This is a genomic window from Vibrio sp. 661, from assembly GCF_033339315.1.
GTDB lineage: Bacteria > Pseudomonadota > Gammaproteobacteria > Enterobacterales > Vibrionaceae > Vibrio > Vibrio alginolyticus.
Genome location: NZ_JAWOUJ010000001.1, coordinates 663768 through 679206, shown reverse-complemented (window position 1 = coordinate 679206; position 15439 = coordinate 663768). Strand labels below are relative to the sequence as shown.

16 protein-coding genes are annotated in these 15439 nt (G+C 43.0%); 9 read left to right on the top strand and 7 right to left on the bottom strand.

Annotation, left to right across the window (positions count from 1 at the left end):
• Positions 1-150: 150 nt before the first annotated feature.
• The 3 genes from R7P69_RS03110 (at position 151) to R7P69_RS03100 (ending at position 2079) form a co-directional block, all read left to right on the top strand.
• Complete coding sequence (locus tag R7P69_RS03110; protein WP_086047289.1) at positions 151-978, top strand: AraC family transcriptional regulator; 828 nt, start codon at positions 151-153, stop codon at positions 976-978.
• A 79-nt stretch (positions 979-1057) separates the two neighbouring features.
• A complete protein-coding gene (locus tag R7P69_RS03105) occupies positions 1058-1768 on the top strand; it encodes an AzlC family ABC transporter permease (protein ID WP_053307845.1) in 711 nt (236 codons plus the stop codon).
• Complete coding sequence (locus R7P69_RS03100) at positions 1768-2079, top strand: AzlD domain-containing protein (protein WP_005385193.1); 312 nt, start codon at positions 1768-1770, stop codon at positions 2077-2079. Before R7P69_RS03105 ends, R7P69_RS03100 begins: the two co-directional genes overlap by 1 nt.
• Here the strand turns inward: R7P69_RS03100 and R7P69_RS03095 are convergent.
• Together R7P69_RS03095 and R7P69_RS03090 are read right to left on the bottom strand one after the other, a co-directional pair.
• Complete coding sequence (locus R7P69_RS03095; protein WP_017635857.1) at positions 2076-2690, bottom strand: fumarylacetoacetate hydrolase family protein; 615 nt, start codon at positions 2688-2690, stop codon at positions 2076-2078. The two genes, R7P69_RS03100 and R7P69_RS03095, sit on opposite strands and share 4 nt — an antisense overlap.
• 221 nt (positions 2691-2911) lie before the next feature.
• Complete coding sequence (locus R7P69_RS03090; protein WP_238952541.1) at positions 2912-3970, bottom strand: porin; 1059 nt, start codon at positions 3968-3970, stop codon at positions 2912-2914.
• 609 nt (positions 3971-4579) lie between these two features.
• Between R7P69_RS03090 and R7P69_RS03085 the strand changes: the two genes are divergently transcribed.
• The 3 genes from R7P69_RS03085 (at position 4580) to R7P69_RS03075 (ending at position 7531) form a co-directional block, all read left to right on the top strand.
• Positions 4580-5551, top strand: a complete 972-nt coding sequence (locus tag R7P69_RS03085; protein ID WP_005375535.1) for a porin — start codon at positions 4580-4582, stop codon at positions 5549-5551.
• 464 nt (positions 5552-6015) lie between these two features.
• Positions 6016-6873, top strand: a complete 858-nt coding sequence (locus tag R7P69_RS03080; protein ID WP_005375542.1) for a DMT family transporter — start codon at positions 6016-6018, stop codon at positions 6871-6873.
• A gap of 43 nt (positions 6874-6916) precedes the next feature.
• The gene (locus tag R7P69_RS03075) at positions 6917-7531 is read left to right on the top strand and encodes a glutaredoxin domain-containing protein (RefSeq protein WP_017635855.1); all 615 of its coding nucleotides are present in this window, start codon (positions 6917-6919) and stop codon (positions 7529-7531) included.
• Between the two features lie 126 nt (positions 7532-7657).
• Here R7P69_RS03075 and R7P69_RS03070 read toward each other — a convergent pair whose 3' ends face one another.
• From R7P69_RS03070 to R7P69_RS03060, 3 genes are all read right to left on the bottom strand, one after another.
• On the bottom strand, positions 7658-7792 hold the full coding sequence (locus tag R7P69_RS03070) for a hypothetical protein (RefSeq protein WP_017635854.1): 135 nt from the start codon (positions 7790-7792) through the stop codon (positions 7658-7660).
• A 133-nt stretch (positions 7793-7925) separates the two neighbouring features.
• Positions 7926-8273: a hypothetical protein gene (locus tag R7P69_RS03065; protein WP_005375501.1), complete on the bottom strand. Its 348-nt coding sequence runs from the start codon at positions 8271-8273 to the stop codon at positions 7926-7928.
• A gap of 176 nt (positions 8274-8449) precedes the next feature.
• Positions 8450-9643, bottom strand: a complete 1194-nt coding sequence (locus R7P69_RS03060; protein ID WP_017821607.1) for a multidrug effflux MFS transporter — start codon at positions 9641-9643, stop codon at positions 8450-8452.
• Between the two features lie 105 nt (positions 9644-9748).
• On the opposite strand from R7P69_RS03060, the gene R7P69_RS03055 reads away from it, so the two are divergent.
• Together R7P69_RS03055 and R7P69_RS03050 are read left to right on the top strand one after the other, a co-directional pair.
• On the top strand, positions 9749-10636 hold the full coding sequence (locus tag R7P69_RS03055) for a LysR family transcriptional regulator (RefSeq protein WP_025768470.1): 888 nt from the start codon (positions 9749-9751) through the stop codon (positions 10634-10636).
• Between the two features lie 183 nt (positions 10637-10819).
• Positions 10820-12640: a putative bifunctional diguanylate cyclase/phosphodiesterase gene (locus tag R7P69_RS03050; protein WP_005375494.1), complete on the top strand. Its 1821-nt coding sequence runs from the start codon at positions 10820-10822 to the stop codon at positions 12638-12640.
• A 106-nt stretch (positions 12641-12746) separates the two neighbouring features.
• On the opposite strand, the gene R7P69_RS03045 is transcribed toward R7P69_RS03050, so the two are convergent.
• On the bottom strand, positions 12747-14030 hold the full coding sequence (locus R7P69_RS03045; RefSeq protein WP_025768471.1) for a peptidoglycan DD-metalloendopeptidase family protein: 1284 nt from the start codon (positions 14028-14030) through the stop codon (positions 12747-12749).
• A gap of 124 nt (positions 14031-14154) precedes the next feature.
• Entirely contained in the window at positions 14155-14784 is a 630-nt protein-coding gene (locus R7P69_RS03040; protein ID WP_017635850.1) for a hypothetical protein, read from the bottom strand.
• Positions 14785-15000: 216 nt separating this feature from the next.
• On the opposite strand from R7P69_RS03040, the gene R7P69_RS03035 reads away from it, so the two are divergent.
• Positions 15001-15402, top strand: coding sequence for a GFA family protein (locus tag R7P69_RS03035; RefSeq protein WP_025768472.1), 402 nt, complete (start codon positions 15001-15003; stop codon positions 15400-15402).
• Positions 15403-15439: the final 37 nt, after the last annotated feature.

Here is a 15439-nt window from a genome sequence, read left to right as displayed (position 1 = left end):
AATTCAAAAAATAAAAATCATAGTTTGCCCATGTGAAAAATAGCAATCAATTCGCCTGTTTATCAAAATCGAATAGCAATTTTGTACAAAAATAAGCACGATGGATCCGTTACACTTCTAAAATGATTTTCTTGAGCAGACCGGATAAAGATGAAAGAAAAGAATAAGGAAATCGCTACCTTCAAGATAGCTCAAGAGCTCGGAGGTTTAGAGCTTCTCGATGCAAAGTATGAGAAGCAGAATTTTTCACGCCATAGCCACGAAGGTTACACTATTGGTGTCATCGAAAAAGGGGCACAACAATTTTTTAGGACGGGCGGGAATCATATCGCGCCACAGGACAGCATCATCCTTGTTAATGCAGATGAAGTACACAACGGGCATTCAGCCTCGGAAGGCGGCTGGGAATACAAAGCAATGTACCCCGTACCTCAGCAGTTTCAAACTTTAGGACAAGAGCTTGGCTCACCAAATGTAGCTCTGCCCTATTTCCCTCAACCTGTGGTTTACGATCCTGAGCTGGCTAGTCAGTTACGACTGGTATTTGAAACACTAGAAAAATCAGACAACCGTTTATTGAGAGAAACTTTGGTTTACGGCACGTTGATCAAGCTAGCCAGTAAACACAGCACTCATCGGACACCACTGAAAGAGTCAACCAGAGCTCAGCGACAAGTGCAGCTAGTCAGAGAATTTTTGGAAGACTTTCCACAAACGGACGTCTCACTAGAAGAACTCGCGAAACTGTCTGGATTAAGCCCTTTTCATCTGCTGAGAGAGTTTCAAAAGCAATTTGGCTTTCCGCCTCATGCCTATCAAATTCAGCAACGTTTACGTATGGCGAAGAAGCTACTAAAAATGGGACAAAAAATTTCAGACGTGGCACAAGAATGCGGCTTCCATGATCAAAGCCATCTGCATCGACACTTTAAAAAAGCCATGGGCGTCACTCCCGGCCAATACGTCCGTCACAGCTAAAGCAGCAATATTGTACAAGGCGTTATGCCACTACCGAGCTATCTTGGTAATCTGATTTAGGAATAAATAAGAAGAAACTATGGACCACTCTTTGCAGTTACAAAAAGAATCAAAAGCCACGCTATTTTGGCAAGGTACACTTGCGATGATGCCTCTGAGTATCGCAGTGCTCCCTTGGGGCTTACTCGCAGGCTCATTCGCAATTGATACTGGGCTTCACCCTTTGGAAGGGCAAGCACTATCCGCCATTTTGTTCGCAGGTTCTGCACAGCTCGTCGCGATGGGAATGATTAAAACGGGAGCAGGTCTAGTGACCATGTTACTGACAACGTTTTTTATCACCTCTCGACACTTCCTCTACAGTGTATCGATGCGCAGTAAAATTGCACCGCTCCCTCTAAAATGGCGATTATCACTCGGCTTCTTACTTACTGACGAGCTGTTTGCGATTGTAGGCCACCATTCCGATAAACAGTTTAATCGCTGGTATGCACTTGGGGCTGGTCTGAGTTTTTACCTGTTTTGGAATGTCGCGACATTGACGGGCATTATTGCGGGAAGTCTAATCCCTGAACTGAACGAAATGGGTTTGGAATTTGCTGTAGCCGCAACTTTTATCGCGATAGTAGTACCCACCATTAAAAATGCAGCAGTGCTCGCGAGTGTTATTGTGGCTTTGGTGAGCTCAGTTGCCCTAACCTATTATCAAATTGAGGGAAGTTTGATGATTTCAAGCATTTTAGCCATGCTTACTGGTTACTTTGTGGAACAAGTAAAGGAGAAACGCTAATGATCATGTTGGCTATTTTGCTGATGACGGTACTTGTTTTCACCAGCCGCTACTTGTTTTTAGAACCCAAGCTACCATTGCGATTAGGGACGCGCACTCAAAAAGTACTCAATTACGCTAGCCCCGCAGTACTGACTGCGATCTGGGCACCTATCGTTTTCATTCCCGATGGGGAGCTCAGCGTCAATGTGCAAAACCCATTTTTACTGGCTGCCGTACTGGCTGCTTTAATCGCGTATTTTACTAAAAATGTTCTTTTAACGACGGTTATCAGTATGGTGGTATTTCTCGTTCTACGAATTTGGCTTTAATCCGCCAACCACTCAATCTCCAACAAGGTGACATCGCCACACTTTAATCGACCAAGGAAGATGTCACCTTCATGTACCTCACCAACGCCCTTTGGTGTACCGGTCATCACTACATCGCCATCTTGAAGTGTTGTGTAACTGGTTAATTCATCCAGGATAGTTAGCGGCGGATAGAGCATTTGGTTAACGTGACCTTTTTGTACACGAACACAGTTGATTAAGAGCTCAAGGTTAAGATCATTGATATCAATGTTATCCAAAGAGACAAACCGACTAAACACAGCAGAGCCATCAAATGCCTTAGCTCGCTCCCACGGCAACCCCTGATTTTTAAGCGAGGATTGCAAACCACGCTTGGTCAGATCCAATCCCAAACCAACCGCTGAATAACGTCCATCCTTGATCAAAAAGCAGATTTCAGCCTCATAATGAAGGGGCTCTTGATGGAATGAACGCAGAGTTGTTGATACGGAAGTTGCGGGTTTATTAAATACCACCATTTGCTCAGGCATTGCATTATTAAGCTCATGAATATGTTCAACGTAATTTCGTCCAACACAAAGCACTTTACCCACTTCTACTTTCTTTTCTTCAACTTGAATAACACTCATCATTCTTCCCTGCAAAACAAAAATCCCATCATAATCTAACCTATTGACTTAACGACACTAAATAGCAACCTCTAGTGTAAAAAATAAGACATTCACCCCGTTTTGAGTTTTGTATCATCTAATTGAAACAGCAAAGTATTTGTAAAACAAATAGACAAAAAAGCCAGCACGAGGCTGGCTTTAGATCAATGAGCTTGAATAATAGTTCTCGCTAAACCCTATTATAGGTAGTAACGAGCACCTAACGCCCATTTGTCATCAGTTTCACGACCATTGTCGTCATTTAGGTCAAACTGGTAACCCGCGTAACCAACAAATTTAGGCGTGAAGTTATATTCTGCTTGTAGTGCCATTTCTTCACGAGCAGTTTCTGTTTTAGAGCTCTTAAACTCTTTACCTTCCACCATCTCATAGTTAACACTCAAGTTTAGGCTGTTCGCCAGAGCGTATGCGATGATCGCTTCGTACACATCACTTTCTTCTAAACGGTCGCCTTTTGCACTGAAGTTCATGTTTTCGTTTGAACCATAAACCGCAGCAAGGAATAGGCCTTGGCCGTACGCACCGTAAGATGCTGATACAACGTGTGATTCCGCCGTGTGCTTACCTGCATATGCAGGGTGCTGGAAATCACCGCCATTGTATGAATAACCGATTTTAGCGCCCATGATTGAGTAAGAAAGCGCAGCTTGCACACGGTCATCGTATTTAGCACCGCCAGTTATAACTCCAGCATCGTTGCGCGTGTAATCATCGTTTGCACCCTGCCAACCAAGACCAAAGTTGATCACACCCGCTTCACCCAACTCGATGGCATTACGGTAAGAAAGCATTTTATCCGCACGGCCAGTGCCAAGGTTTCCATGATCGTCATAGATGAAGTCGTTGGCAAACGCGATTGGCATATCTGCAATACCTGCGACATCGTAGTAAGGTGACCATTGCGTACCACCTACTGCACGACCATAAACCTCATGAGTTATACCTAAGTAACCTAGACGAGTTTTAAACGACTCTTCACCACCGTCTAAGTAGTTTAGCGCCCATTCACCACGTGCGTCTGCGGTGAAGCCATTACCCAAATCCTGTGTCGCAGAGATATTGATACGAGGAGAGTTAGTACCCACATCCGTGTCACCTTGCTCTGATCCATTTAAATTAACAGAAACGTGGCCGCCCATCGAAAATGTTGTGCCATCGTTATTATATAGTTCCACTGCAACTGATTGAGTACCGAAGGTTGCTGCCGCGATTGCCGCTGCTAATAATTTTTTATTCATTTCTAAATCCATTACTTATTAGTTGGTTAGTCAGTTTTAGACCCGGCTTTGGTTCACTTTCGTAAAAACGAAATGATGAACAAAGAGAGGAATACAAAGGCTATCCGAGGCATCGTTTCCACCAGATTAGTTTTACCTTTGTGTAACAACTGCCGACACTTTATTTGATTAGTTCCTGACAACCGAGTGAAAAGATCTCAGACAAAACCTAAAAAGCAATCGTTTACTTAGCCTTCAAGAAATCGAGAAATAAAAACCTTACAATAAGAAATGCTTTAGAGAGAGTTAGCTCACAAATAGCTGATGATTCGCTATTTTTAGGCCAAACTTCCCTGCCAAATTGAAATGTTTACTTACATTTAGGGTCAAGAAACAATTCAGGAACTTTTTGAAAAAAACACAGTCTTCAACGGAGAGGAAAAAACCTCAAAAAAGATAAACCTTTCTTTTTATAAGTGGTATGAGAAGGGGCACTTATTCTCGCCAGCAATAAAAGTGCAATCAAATCATAACTTAACAGAAATCTATCTTTCATTTTCAGCCTTTACCTTAGCGTCATCAACACATCGGGCAAGAAAGCCCATCGATTACAACTAGGGTAATAAGAAAATGAAAAAGGCAGCACTAACTACTGCAATTCTTACAGCATTGGTATCAGCACCATCATTCGCAGCAACTGTATACAAAAACGACGGTACTGAATTAAAAGTTGGCGGCCGCGTTGAGTTTCGTGGTGACTTCATCGGTTCAGACGGTGCTGAAGTTGAAGGTTCTATGGAAGATAAAAGCCGTGCTCGTCTTAACCTAAAAGGTAAAACAGACATCGGCAACGGCCTTTCTGCTTTCGGTGTTTACGAAGCCGAACAAAAAACGGGCAAGAGTGAATTCAAAAACCGCTACATGTATGCAGGCGTCGACTCTGATATCGGTGCTTTCTCTGTAGGTCGTCAAGACATGGCTGCAGTCATCATCTCTGACATGACGGATATCACTGAATTCTCTGGTGTTCAGCAAGTTATTGATTCGTCTTCTGATAAGCAAGACAGCGTTTTCGCATACCGTGGTGCGTTTGATGCACTACAACTTCAAGCAACCTACCAAGCAAACTCTAGCGATAACGAAGATAAATACGGCATCTCTGGAATGTACTCACTACCAATGGGCCTCGACTTTGGTCTTGCATACTCTGGTGGCGATGTAGATAAAGATAACTCTGAAGATCAAATTCTAGGTGGTATCGCTTACTCGATGGACAACCTTTACCTAGCAGGTACTTATTCTCAAGGTTCCCTGACTGACTCTGAAGACTTTACGGCTTACGAGCTAGTCGCAAGCTACAAAGTAGCAAGCAAAGTGACACTTGCAGCTCTATACACAGCTCAAGAGAATGATCCAGACAACGGTTCAAAGTACGACACCGTTGAAGGTATCGAGCTTGTTGGTTACTACAAACTAAACAGCAACTTCCGTACTTACCTGTCTTACTACATCAACCAACTTGATGAAGCAAAAGATGCAACAACAGGTCTAGTAACAGAAGGCGAAGATACACTGCGCCTAGGCGTACGTTACGATTTCTAATTCACTCTTGTCCTAAGAGCGAGTCCACTTGGCCAGCACCTTTGCTGGCCATTTTTTATGTAACCCAACACAACTCGATAAGTTTTCACACTATCCAAGCATCGCTCAGCAATGAAAAACGAGCGTAACGACGCCTACTTCTGCCCTCTTTTAATGCGATTGATCACTAAGTTAGTGCATTTCATCTAATCGACAACATAGAAAAACCAAAAAACCATTTAAAATCAAATATATAAAAGTTGGCACGTGTTCTGCAATATTATTTATGCAAATGCATGGCAGCGTTTGTGCTTCTCGTTCTTTGTACCTGTTATAACAGGCACGTCCTTTGAATTGGTAATGTCGCCTCCCTCTGGGAGGCATTTTTTTATTGGCGCGAAAAACAATAGGACGTATGATCCCGCCACCTCTATCAAACTGGAATTTTTCAATTGAATCATCATCCTGTTCAAGGTGCGTCCTGGATGCTAACAGCTGGCTTGGCATTCGCCATAGTGAACAGCTTCGCCCAAATTGCTAGCATCAACTTTGGTGTCTCCTCCACCACATTTGCGTTATTCCAATATGCAATCGCCTTATTTGTTATTCTGCCCTACCTACGTACACTTGGGATTAGACGTTCTTTAAGAACCCAACACTTTGGCTGGCATGCATTCCGCATTTTTCTCTCTGTTATCGGGATTCAACTTTGGTTATGGGCTCTCGCTTACCCAGTTCCAATTTGGCAAGGTATTGCACTTCTCATGACCTCCCCGTTATTTGCCACAGTTGGTTCTGGCTTGTTACTCAAAGAGAAAGTAGGTACTGCACGCTGGCTCGCTACATTGACGGGGTTTGTTGGTGCCATGATCATTCTTGAGCCTTGGGCAGACTCATTTACATGGGCGACCCTGCTCCCTGTTGGCGCCGCATTTTTCTGGGCAGCGTATTCATTAATGGTTAAAAAAATGTCGGTAAACGATCCGCCTTCAACCATGGTTGTCTATTTATTACTGCTGATAACGCCATTTAATATCTTGTTAGCGATACCGACGTTTACTATGCCAGATACGTGGACGATATGGGGTGTGCTTTTAGCCGCAGGTGCACTTACAGCACTCGCTCAATGGGCTATCGTTAAAGCATATGCAGTAGCAGACGCCTCATTTGTGCAACCATTTGATCACGCCAAACTGCCTTTGAATGTTGTTGCTGGTTGGTTGGTGTTTGGTTGGGTGCCTCCTGGTCGTTTATGGTTAGGTGCTGCGATTATTATTGCATCTATTGCGTTTATTACGCATTGGGAAGCGAAAAAGACAAAGTTAGTTGAAAGAAAAATCTAATTTAAAAGTTCTATATTTTCAGGAAAGGAAATGAGGAACCCATATGAGTCAACCAATCAAAATTACACTGTATCGCTGGGCTGGTAGTTGGGGCCCATTCAAAGTCAATATTCCTTGTGGTGAATGTACATTAACCAAAGATATTTTAAAGGATACTTTTGAAAACGAACTAGCCGATGTGCCCGTTGAACTTGAAGTAAAAGATTGGTTATCGCACTGGTGGGAACCATTAAAAGCGGGGGCTTGGCATGCACCCATTCTTCTTGTCGAAGGGAAAGTTATCAGCCAAGGAGAAGCATTGAATCGGGGTGTGCTTGTACAGTCTGTTATTGCTGAGTGGGTAAAACGCGATGAGCTAAAAGGCAACATTGTTTATGGTAAAGCAACTTGCCCTTACTGTGTCAAAGCCAAACAATTACTTGACGAGGCTGGTGTTCAGTATGAGTACCGTGATGTAGTTAAAGACAGCGCCGCCTTATACCGCATGATTCCTGAAGTAAAAGCCATCATTGGCGAAAAAACACCGGTAACAGTGCCGCAAATCTGGTTAGATGGAAAATATATTGGAGGCGCTGACAATTTAGAAAAGTGGTTATCAGCAAAGGGGCTAGATAAAGTGCCTAATAATGTTGTGGAGATACCAAGCCAATCCGCGTAATTCTAGATTTAAATGTCATCAGCCTTTGAGTAGCGTTTGCCAATGTTGTGCAATATGTTGGCTACTTACTAACAACAAAACAGAGAAAAGCAAAAAGCCCTGATTTTTCAATCAGGGCTTTTTAAATTATTTCGCCAGTTTTTTAATAACACGAGCAAAAACAGAAGCTTTTTTCTTCTTCGCTTTACCGTAAAGCGCTTTGTGCATCGCGTCTTTTGCAATCATCTGGCCAATATAAGCACCACCAAGTTCGTTACCCATGACCTTCTCCTGAATGTATTGACTTAACTATGTTGTAATTTTACACCACAATTAGATAAAAACAAGACTCCAGTCACATTTATTTTGTAATTAACTTTCAGTTTAGTTTTCGTGGATTTTTTGAAATGAGCGTCTATCGCTTAGGTTGTTGGTATGTTTTACCCGCTGCGACGTACGTATCTTTCTGTTTGATTTCAAAGAATGTTTCAAAGAACCACGCAGCAAACTTGATCAAGTGATCGCCTTCATTCATGACGTGCTCTACGTATTCTTGCTCTTCTCCGGACTCGTCTTCTTGAGTGGTAATATGGTAAATACGTTTCTCGCCATCAACTTCTGCAAGACCAAACTGACCCGTTAGGGATTGTGCCGCTTGTGCAACTTCTTCTTCCTCACACGCCTTCAAGATTTCAAGTGCCTTTGGCATGCTTTCTTGCTGAGTAATTTCTTTTACCAGTGTTTCAAATTCGTTTTGTTGCATTCTTTCACCTAACGATTAGAGATCGGATAGCCATTGGGCAGAAATGTATTCCAAGCTTGAGAGAAGTATCAAGGTTCGCCCTCTTCCTTTCAAACCAAGTCATTCAGTATACACAACAAGCCAGACTTAATTTAGCTGCGCATTTTAGAAAGCCGACCTTCTGGTTGCAAGTATATTCAGATAGAAGTTTCTGCTTGAACCGTCCCTTCTGGCACTTTACGAAATTGGCTTAGTACAAGAACAAAGCAAGAAAGTAACGCAATAAACAAATAAAACACCCCAAGCTGCTGCTGATTCGTAACCCATGAGTCTACTAAGTACCCACCAAACAAACCTGCTAAACACATTTGAATAGAGCCAGATAACGCAGAAACCGCGCCTGCCTGTTGCTTATGTGGCGAGAGTAGCAAACTAATCGATACTGGGAATGACATGCCTTGGGCAAAACTTAAACACGTGAATGCCGTCAGCAATGAAAATACACTGAAGGGGGTAACCAACAACATGAAGCCAGCAACAGCAACAATCGCGAAACTCATCAGCAAGATTTGCTGAGCTTTGTAACGAGCATTGATCAAATTCAGCACTAAGCTACCCGTCAGCAAACCAACTGACGGTATGATCATCAAAGAGCCGTAATCTGCCGCCGTTAATCCTAACTCTTGTTGCATTAAAAATGGATACAAGGAGAGCGTAACCAGAGCCGATAAATAACTAAGCCAGTTGTAGCTCGCACTACCAATCACTTGTGTATTCGTTAACAGACGCAAATAGTTCGCGCTTACTTCGCCTACTTTAAATTTTCTCTTCGGATAAGGCAGCGTTTCTGGCAGCACCAATAAACCAAGTGTAAAAATTGCCATTAAGTAAATCAGTACAAACACGAAGACAGCATGCCAACTCAGGTGAAAAGCAATCCAGCCACCAAACAGCGGAGCAATAATTGGCATCACTGAAGCAGTGACTGAAATATAAGATAGCGCTTTGGTTAATTGCATACCGTCATAACTATCACGCAGTACTGACCGACCAAGTACCGAAGCGCTGCCCGCTCCTAGGCCTTGCAGTAACCGTCCCGCTTCAAGGGCAACAATGTTGTCCGAAAACGCGATGCAAATAACCGTACCAACTAGATATACACTTTGCCCCAGAATAAACACTGGCCGACGACCAATCGCATCAGACAATGGGCCGTAAAAAAGCTGAGAGATACCGAAGCCAACGAGAAATAGCGTGACGAGATTCTGAATCGAATGTTGCGGCAAATTCAAGTCATGACCAATCAATGGCAAAGAAGGAAGATAAATACTAACGCCAACTTGGCCTGTGGCAATGATCATCATCGCTAATAACAATGGTGTTTTACGCAAACGTTCCTCCTACTTTGTGACAGATTGATGGCAAACAGTGTATATTTGATACTCAAAGATGATAATCAGCTAAGTTGGAAAGGAATTAATTCCCAAGGAGATACAATGGACTGGATTCAAAGCGTGAAGAGTTATATTCGTGTGGTCGAAGAAGGTAGCTTTAATGCCGCAGCGCGGAAACTCAATACCACCAGCTCAGCTATCAGTAAGCGAGTTCAATGGCTAGAAGATAAAATTGGCGTTCAACTACTCAAACGTACGACCCGCTCAATTAGCCAAACTGAAGCTGGTGCGCTGTTTTATCAACGAGCAAAAAGTCAGCTTGATTCATGGCAATCGGTATTAGATGAAACTCGCTCAGTCAACCAATCACCAGCGGGGCTATTAAAAATTGGGGCAACGCTGGCCGTTGGTTCCAAGTTTCTAGTTCATTATCTTGATGATTTTCTTGATAAATATCCAGACATCACACTTCAATTAACAACAACGCTACCAGGCCAATTGCCAGAGCTAAGCTTAGACCTGTTTATTAGCCGGGAATTAGAGCAACTGAACTCTCTAAGTTTCAAAGCTACTGCACTTTTCGAACATAAAGCCCAGTTTTACGCCGCGCCTAGTTACCTAAAGAAATATGGCACACCACAATGCGTTGAGGATCTGACAGAGCATAATGTCCTGATTTGGGGAGAAAAACCCTCACGAGAAATCAAAACAAATCGAGGCAAACGTATCAGCTTGTCCGGTAACTTTGCCACGACCAACCCAGAAGCGCTGTTTCATGGTGCCAAAAGAGGCATGGGTATTTTGATGACGAACAACGTCATGATCAAAGATGATCTCAAATCCGGCGCGTTAGTCCCTATCCTGCCCGATATCACAGCGGATAAAGCCACTGTATATGCCTACTATCCAAAGCTGGATTATCAGCATACCCGAACTAAGCTGTTCCTCGATTATCTCAAATCACGATTGGAAGAGGAGAAGCGCGCCTAGCTTAGCGTTTTTATCGCTATAGCTTTAAAAGGTTCAAGCATAAAAACATGAAAATAATGATTTGTTCGTTCACAAAATTTGAAAAATCTGCCTTAGTAACCGATAGTTTATTTGATGCATATCAAATAATAATTCGTCGTGTCTTACACGATATGTTAATAACAACGCTAGGTGAAATGCTCAATGGGTCAGGTACAAATCAGTTTCCACAAAATTGATGAGATATTGAAGCTAAACGGCACGGCTCAGCTAAACCGAGTCACGCTAGATATTCATCAACACTTGCAGAGCCATTGCACTTGCGTCGTAGAAGTTGCGCATCTTCAGCATTCGGCTCATACCATTTCCTTCGCCAGCAATGGAAAAATTACAGACAACCTAAGCTACCACCTTTCAGGCACCCCCTGTGAAAAAGTGGCGAAAGACATTGGCGAACATATTTTCTATCAAGACCAGGTATACAAGCGTTTTCCTGAAGATCAGATGTTTCAAGAAGATGGCATTCAAGCTTACATTGGCCTGCCATTGAAGACACAAAATGGCGAAGTTCTGGGAATTTTACTGTCTACCTTTACCCGAAGCATCCACGCGAAAGAAGCGCAAGATATCCTCGACTTCCACCGATTTTATGCCAATGTCATTATTCATAGCTTACGTGAAAAGTGGGTCAGTGAACGTTCAGATAAGCTTCTTAATCAGCTTAGCTATGAGGTATCGCATGATAACCTAACTGGACTGCTCAACCGTAGCTGTTTAGCTGATACCTTGGAGACATTAACGCAGCAGGCGACTCGCCCATTCAGTTTGGCGTATCTTGATATCGATAATTTCAAATCGATCAATGATATCAACGGAAACTATATCGGCGACCAAATCATTAAGTTCACAGCTAACGCCATTCAACAGAGCTTGTCGTCGCCAAACAATGCGTTCCGTGTTGCAGGAGATGAATTCGCCTTCATCACGTACGACGAAGATCCTGTCGCCGTGTGTCAGGAAGTACTCGACAAAATTGAAAGCGGCTACAGCGACAAATCTAACCGGATTTCTTTCACCGTTAGTATTGGTATTGCACGTGCCCCAGTACATATGTTGAACAGCGATGAGCTGATTTTGAATGCCAGTCTCGCTCTCAAAGATTGTAAAAAACACCGCGATACACGGATTCAGCATTACGACACACACCTTAGTGCGTTATACCACCGTAGGACGCAGCTTATTGAGGCAATGCGAATCCAGCTAAGTACTGATATACAAGACAGCGATGAGTTGTATGTAGTGGTTCAACCGATCGTTGATATCACGAGCGACCGCTGGAATTACTTTGAAATTTTGACTCGTTGGAATAGCAATATCTATGGAAATATCTCTCCAGCGGAGTTCATTGAAGCTGCCGAACAATCAGGCCTGATTATCGAGTTAGGTGAACGGATTATTGAACTCGCGTGTATCGCAAAGCAAGAACTCGAAGCGAACCTAGGCTATAAAGTCAAACTCTCCATCAATTGCTCAGCGTATGAGCTGGTTGATTCCAACCGTTATATTAATCACTTAACCAACATGGTTGAAAAGTATCAGCACGAAGCAAAAGACTTTGTTATAGAGCTCACCGAGACCGTCTTACTCTCACAAAGTGGCCGTGAACAGATGGTACTTAACTCGTTGCGATACTTGGGTTTTAAAGTCGCACTGGATGATTTTGGTACGGGATACTCAAGCTTGAACTATATACACAATTATCCGATTGATAGCATCAAAATCGATGCTACCTTTGTGCAGAACATGCTCTCAAATACAACCTCTGAACAAGTAGTGTTTTTGATAGCGCAATTGGCAGAGCTGCTTGATGTGGATTTGATTGCCGAAGGCGTAGAAGACGATAGAGCACTACAAAAGTTAATTGAAATGGGCTGCCACTACATCCAAGGTTATTTTTACTCTCGTCCACACAGTGTTGAAGAAATCGTACACCTGATAAATGAACGTGAAGTGCGGAGTGCCTAACGTACTGAACAGACTGCTGTCATAGAATTCAAATCTAGTTAATGCACAAAGTAAAAGAGACCAAGCTATGCTTAGTCTCTTTTTGTTTTTTAAGCGAAGTACTTTATTACAGCACTGCTTTCTCTTTATCGCGTAATAGTCTATCCATTTCATCTCTGTTCGCGACAAAAGTAGCCATCTCTTTCTTAGGAACAGAACTCGCCATTGGGATATTTGCTCGCATAGCGTTAACTGGACGGCCATATTCAATCAACTCATAGTGAAGGTGTGGCCCAGTCACTCGACCTGTTTTACCAGAAAGACCGATACGCTGGCCTCGAGAAACCTTTTGCCCTTTCTTCACCAAAATCTTACTTAGGTGTAAGTAACGGGTTTTGTATTTGCTGCCGTGCTCAACAACCACGTAGTTACCCGCATATGGGTGTTTACGAGTCATGATCACTGTACCATCACCAGTAGAAACGACTGGTGTACCGGTTGGTACAGCAAAGTCAGTGCCGTTGTGCGGCGCAACACGCCCCGTTACTGGATGTAAACGATTAGGATTGAAGCCAGAACTGATACGCCAACGACTACTTACAGGGTAACGCTGGAATGCGCGCTGTAAGCTTTCACCTTTGGCATTGTAGAATTGACCATCAGTATGAAGGTAAGCGGTGATCTCGCGGCCGCGATTATAAATCTTAATCGCCTCAATTTCGTTCTTACCTGTTGGTACACCATTGATGCTTTGTGAGCGGCGAACAACTTCAAATCGATCACCTGCACGAAGATCACGTCCAAAATTAAGTTGTTCTTTGAGTAAGCTTACGACTTGACTCACTTCCGCCGACGTTAAACCTAAACGACTCGCAGAAGAAGAAAAACTGCCTTGAATAACGCCAACTAAAGGTTCTTGGCTCCACACGCCAGGAATGGAAATATCAGTAAAGTCATAGCTACCATCACTATTCAGCTTGTAGACCACTTTATCTGCAATAGAAAATTGCAGTTCCATTTTCGCTAACTCGCCTGTCGCATCATCACGCCAGAAACGGAGCGTATTGCCCGGCTTAAGTGTATCAAGTGCCAAGTAGTTCAAATCCGTTTCCATTACTTTCATTAACGAGCTGTAACCGAAACCGAGCTGACTAAAAATAGTGCTTAGGTTGTCACCTGCTTGGATTTGATATTCGAAGTTCGGGGGAGTGACAACTTCGGCAGTTGTCGCATCAAGAATTTTTTCAACGACCTGAGATTCAGGTAGGTTCAATGCGATGGTTTTGGTTAAAGATGACTCTTTGAGAGAGTGAGAAACACCAATCGCAACTAAAACTGGCAAGGAGTATAACAGCAGCGCTCTACGACTTGTCAGATTCGGCAACCGTCTTGTAATTTCATTTGTAGACACGGGAATTACTATCTCCTTTCAAACAAGGCTCATAGCTTATGCATTCCCGAATAAGAAATCACTAGGAAATTTCGAGATCTAGCGCAGAAAATACTGAATTTTTACAGAACTCAAAAAAAATTCATCACTGTTGCATATGTAAGTTATTCCCTACACGCTGTAATGTGGATGAATTGAATTGATTTGGCGTGTCTGCCATTGCTTGATCGTCACCGTGCGCTAAATATGAAAGCGTGATAGTTGTATCACTTTTCCATTCGAGCTGAGTAAATTTCACGCGGTCACCAACAAAAATACTGTCTAAAAGTACAACTCGGCTCGGCACGGGGTCAAACTTGAACAAGCCAACATAGTTAAACGAACCGCTACCTTGTGTCGTTACAATCATCGGTGCAACAACCCATGAAACACCTTCAATCTCACGCTGACTAATCGACGCAGTTGGGACAAGTACCTGACCTTTCGTCGCACCTGCATCATAGTCACCTATCAAATAGCCGTTTTCTTTATCCCACTCATCAAGAAAAGTGACCGCACCCTGCTCGGGGACTTGTATCGTCCAAGGATTACGTGCAGTGATACCAAGCGTCTCTTGCACAATAACGTTAGTTTCTACTTCTGTTTGAGGAAACTTAGCCATGATCTCGTCATCAGACAAACTAAAACGATAAACACCTGCGATCACAACCACAACTAATAAAACGATTGGAATAAGTAGAATAAGTGGTATCGGCAGGATTTTTTTGTGAGTCATGAAGGCTTCCTTGTTTCAAGGTATAAACGAAAAGCGAGTATACCATTGTATACCCAAATGATTTCACCTCTTCAAGTGTTTCAAAATTAAACTAAACTGATTGTATCCAAATAGTTTCAAGTCCAGAGCTCATAACGAGCTAGTGACACAAGCTCTGTGCTCTAGGTCTATTGGTGTATTGGTGTATTGGTGTATTGGGACAAATAGGTAATCACGATGACAAAAACCATTCATACATGCGAGTGCGCCTGCGGTTTAGTTGAGATCCGTTGTAAGGGAGAGCCCACCCACACGTCTGTCTGCCATTGCTTCGAATGCCAAAAACGAACTGGCAGTGTTTTTGGGGTACAAGCTCGCTTTGAAAAAGAGCACGTCACTTTAAACGGTGAAGTCACTAGCTATACCCGAATTGGCGATGATGGCAGTGAGGTTCAGTATGACTTTTGTCCATCCTGCGGCACGACAATGAGGTTGTTCGTTGCTGCATACCCAGAAATCATGATCATTCCCGTCGGTCTATTTACCGATAAAGAGTTCCACCAACCTACCGTTTCAGTCTATGAACAAATGAAACACGGGTGGGTGAGTTTCGAATGCACAACGGAACACATCTGCTAGCGGGCAATCCACGTTCACATATTTACTTTGGCTCGGA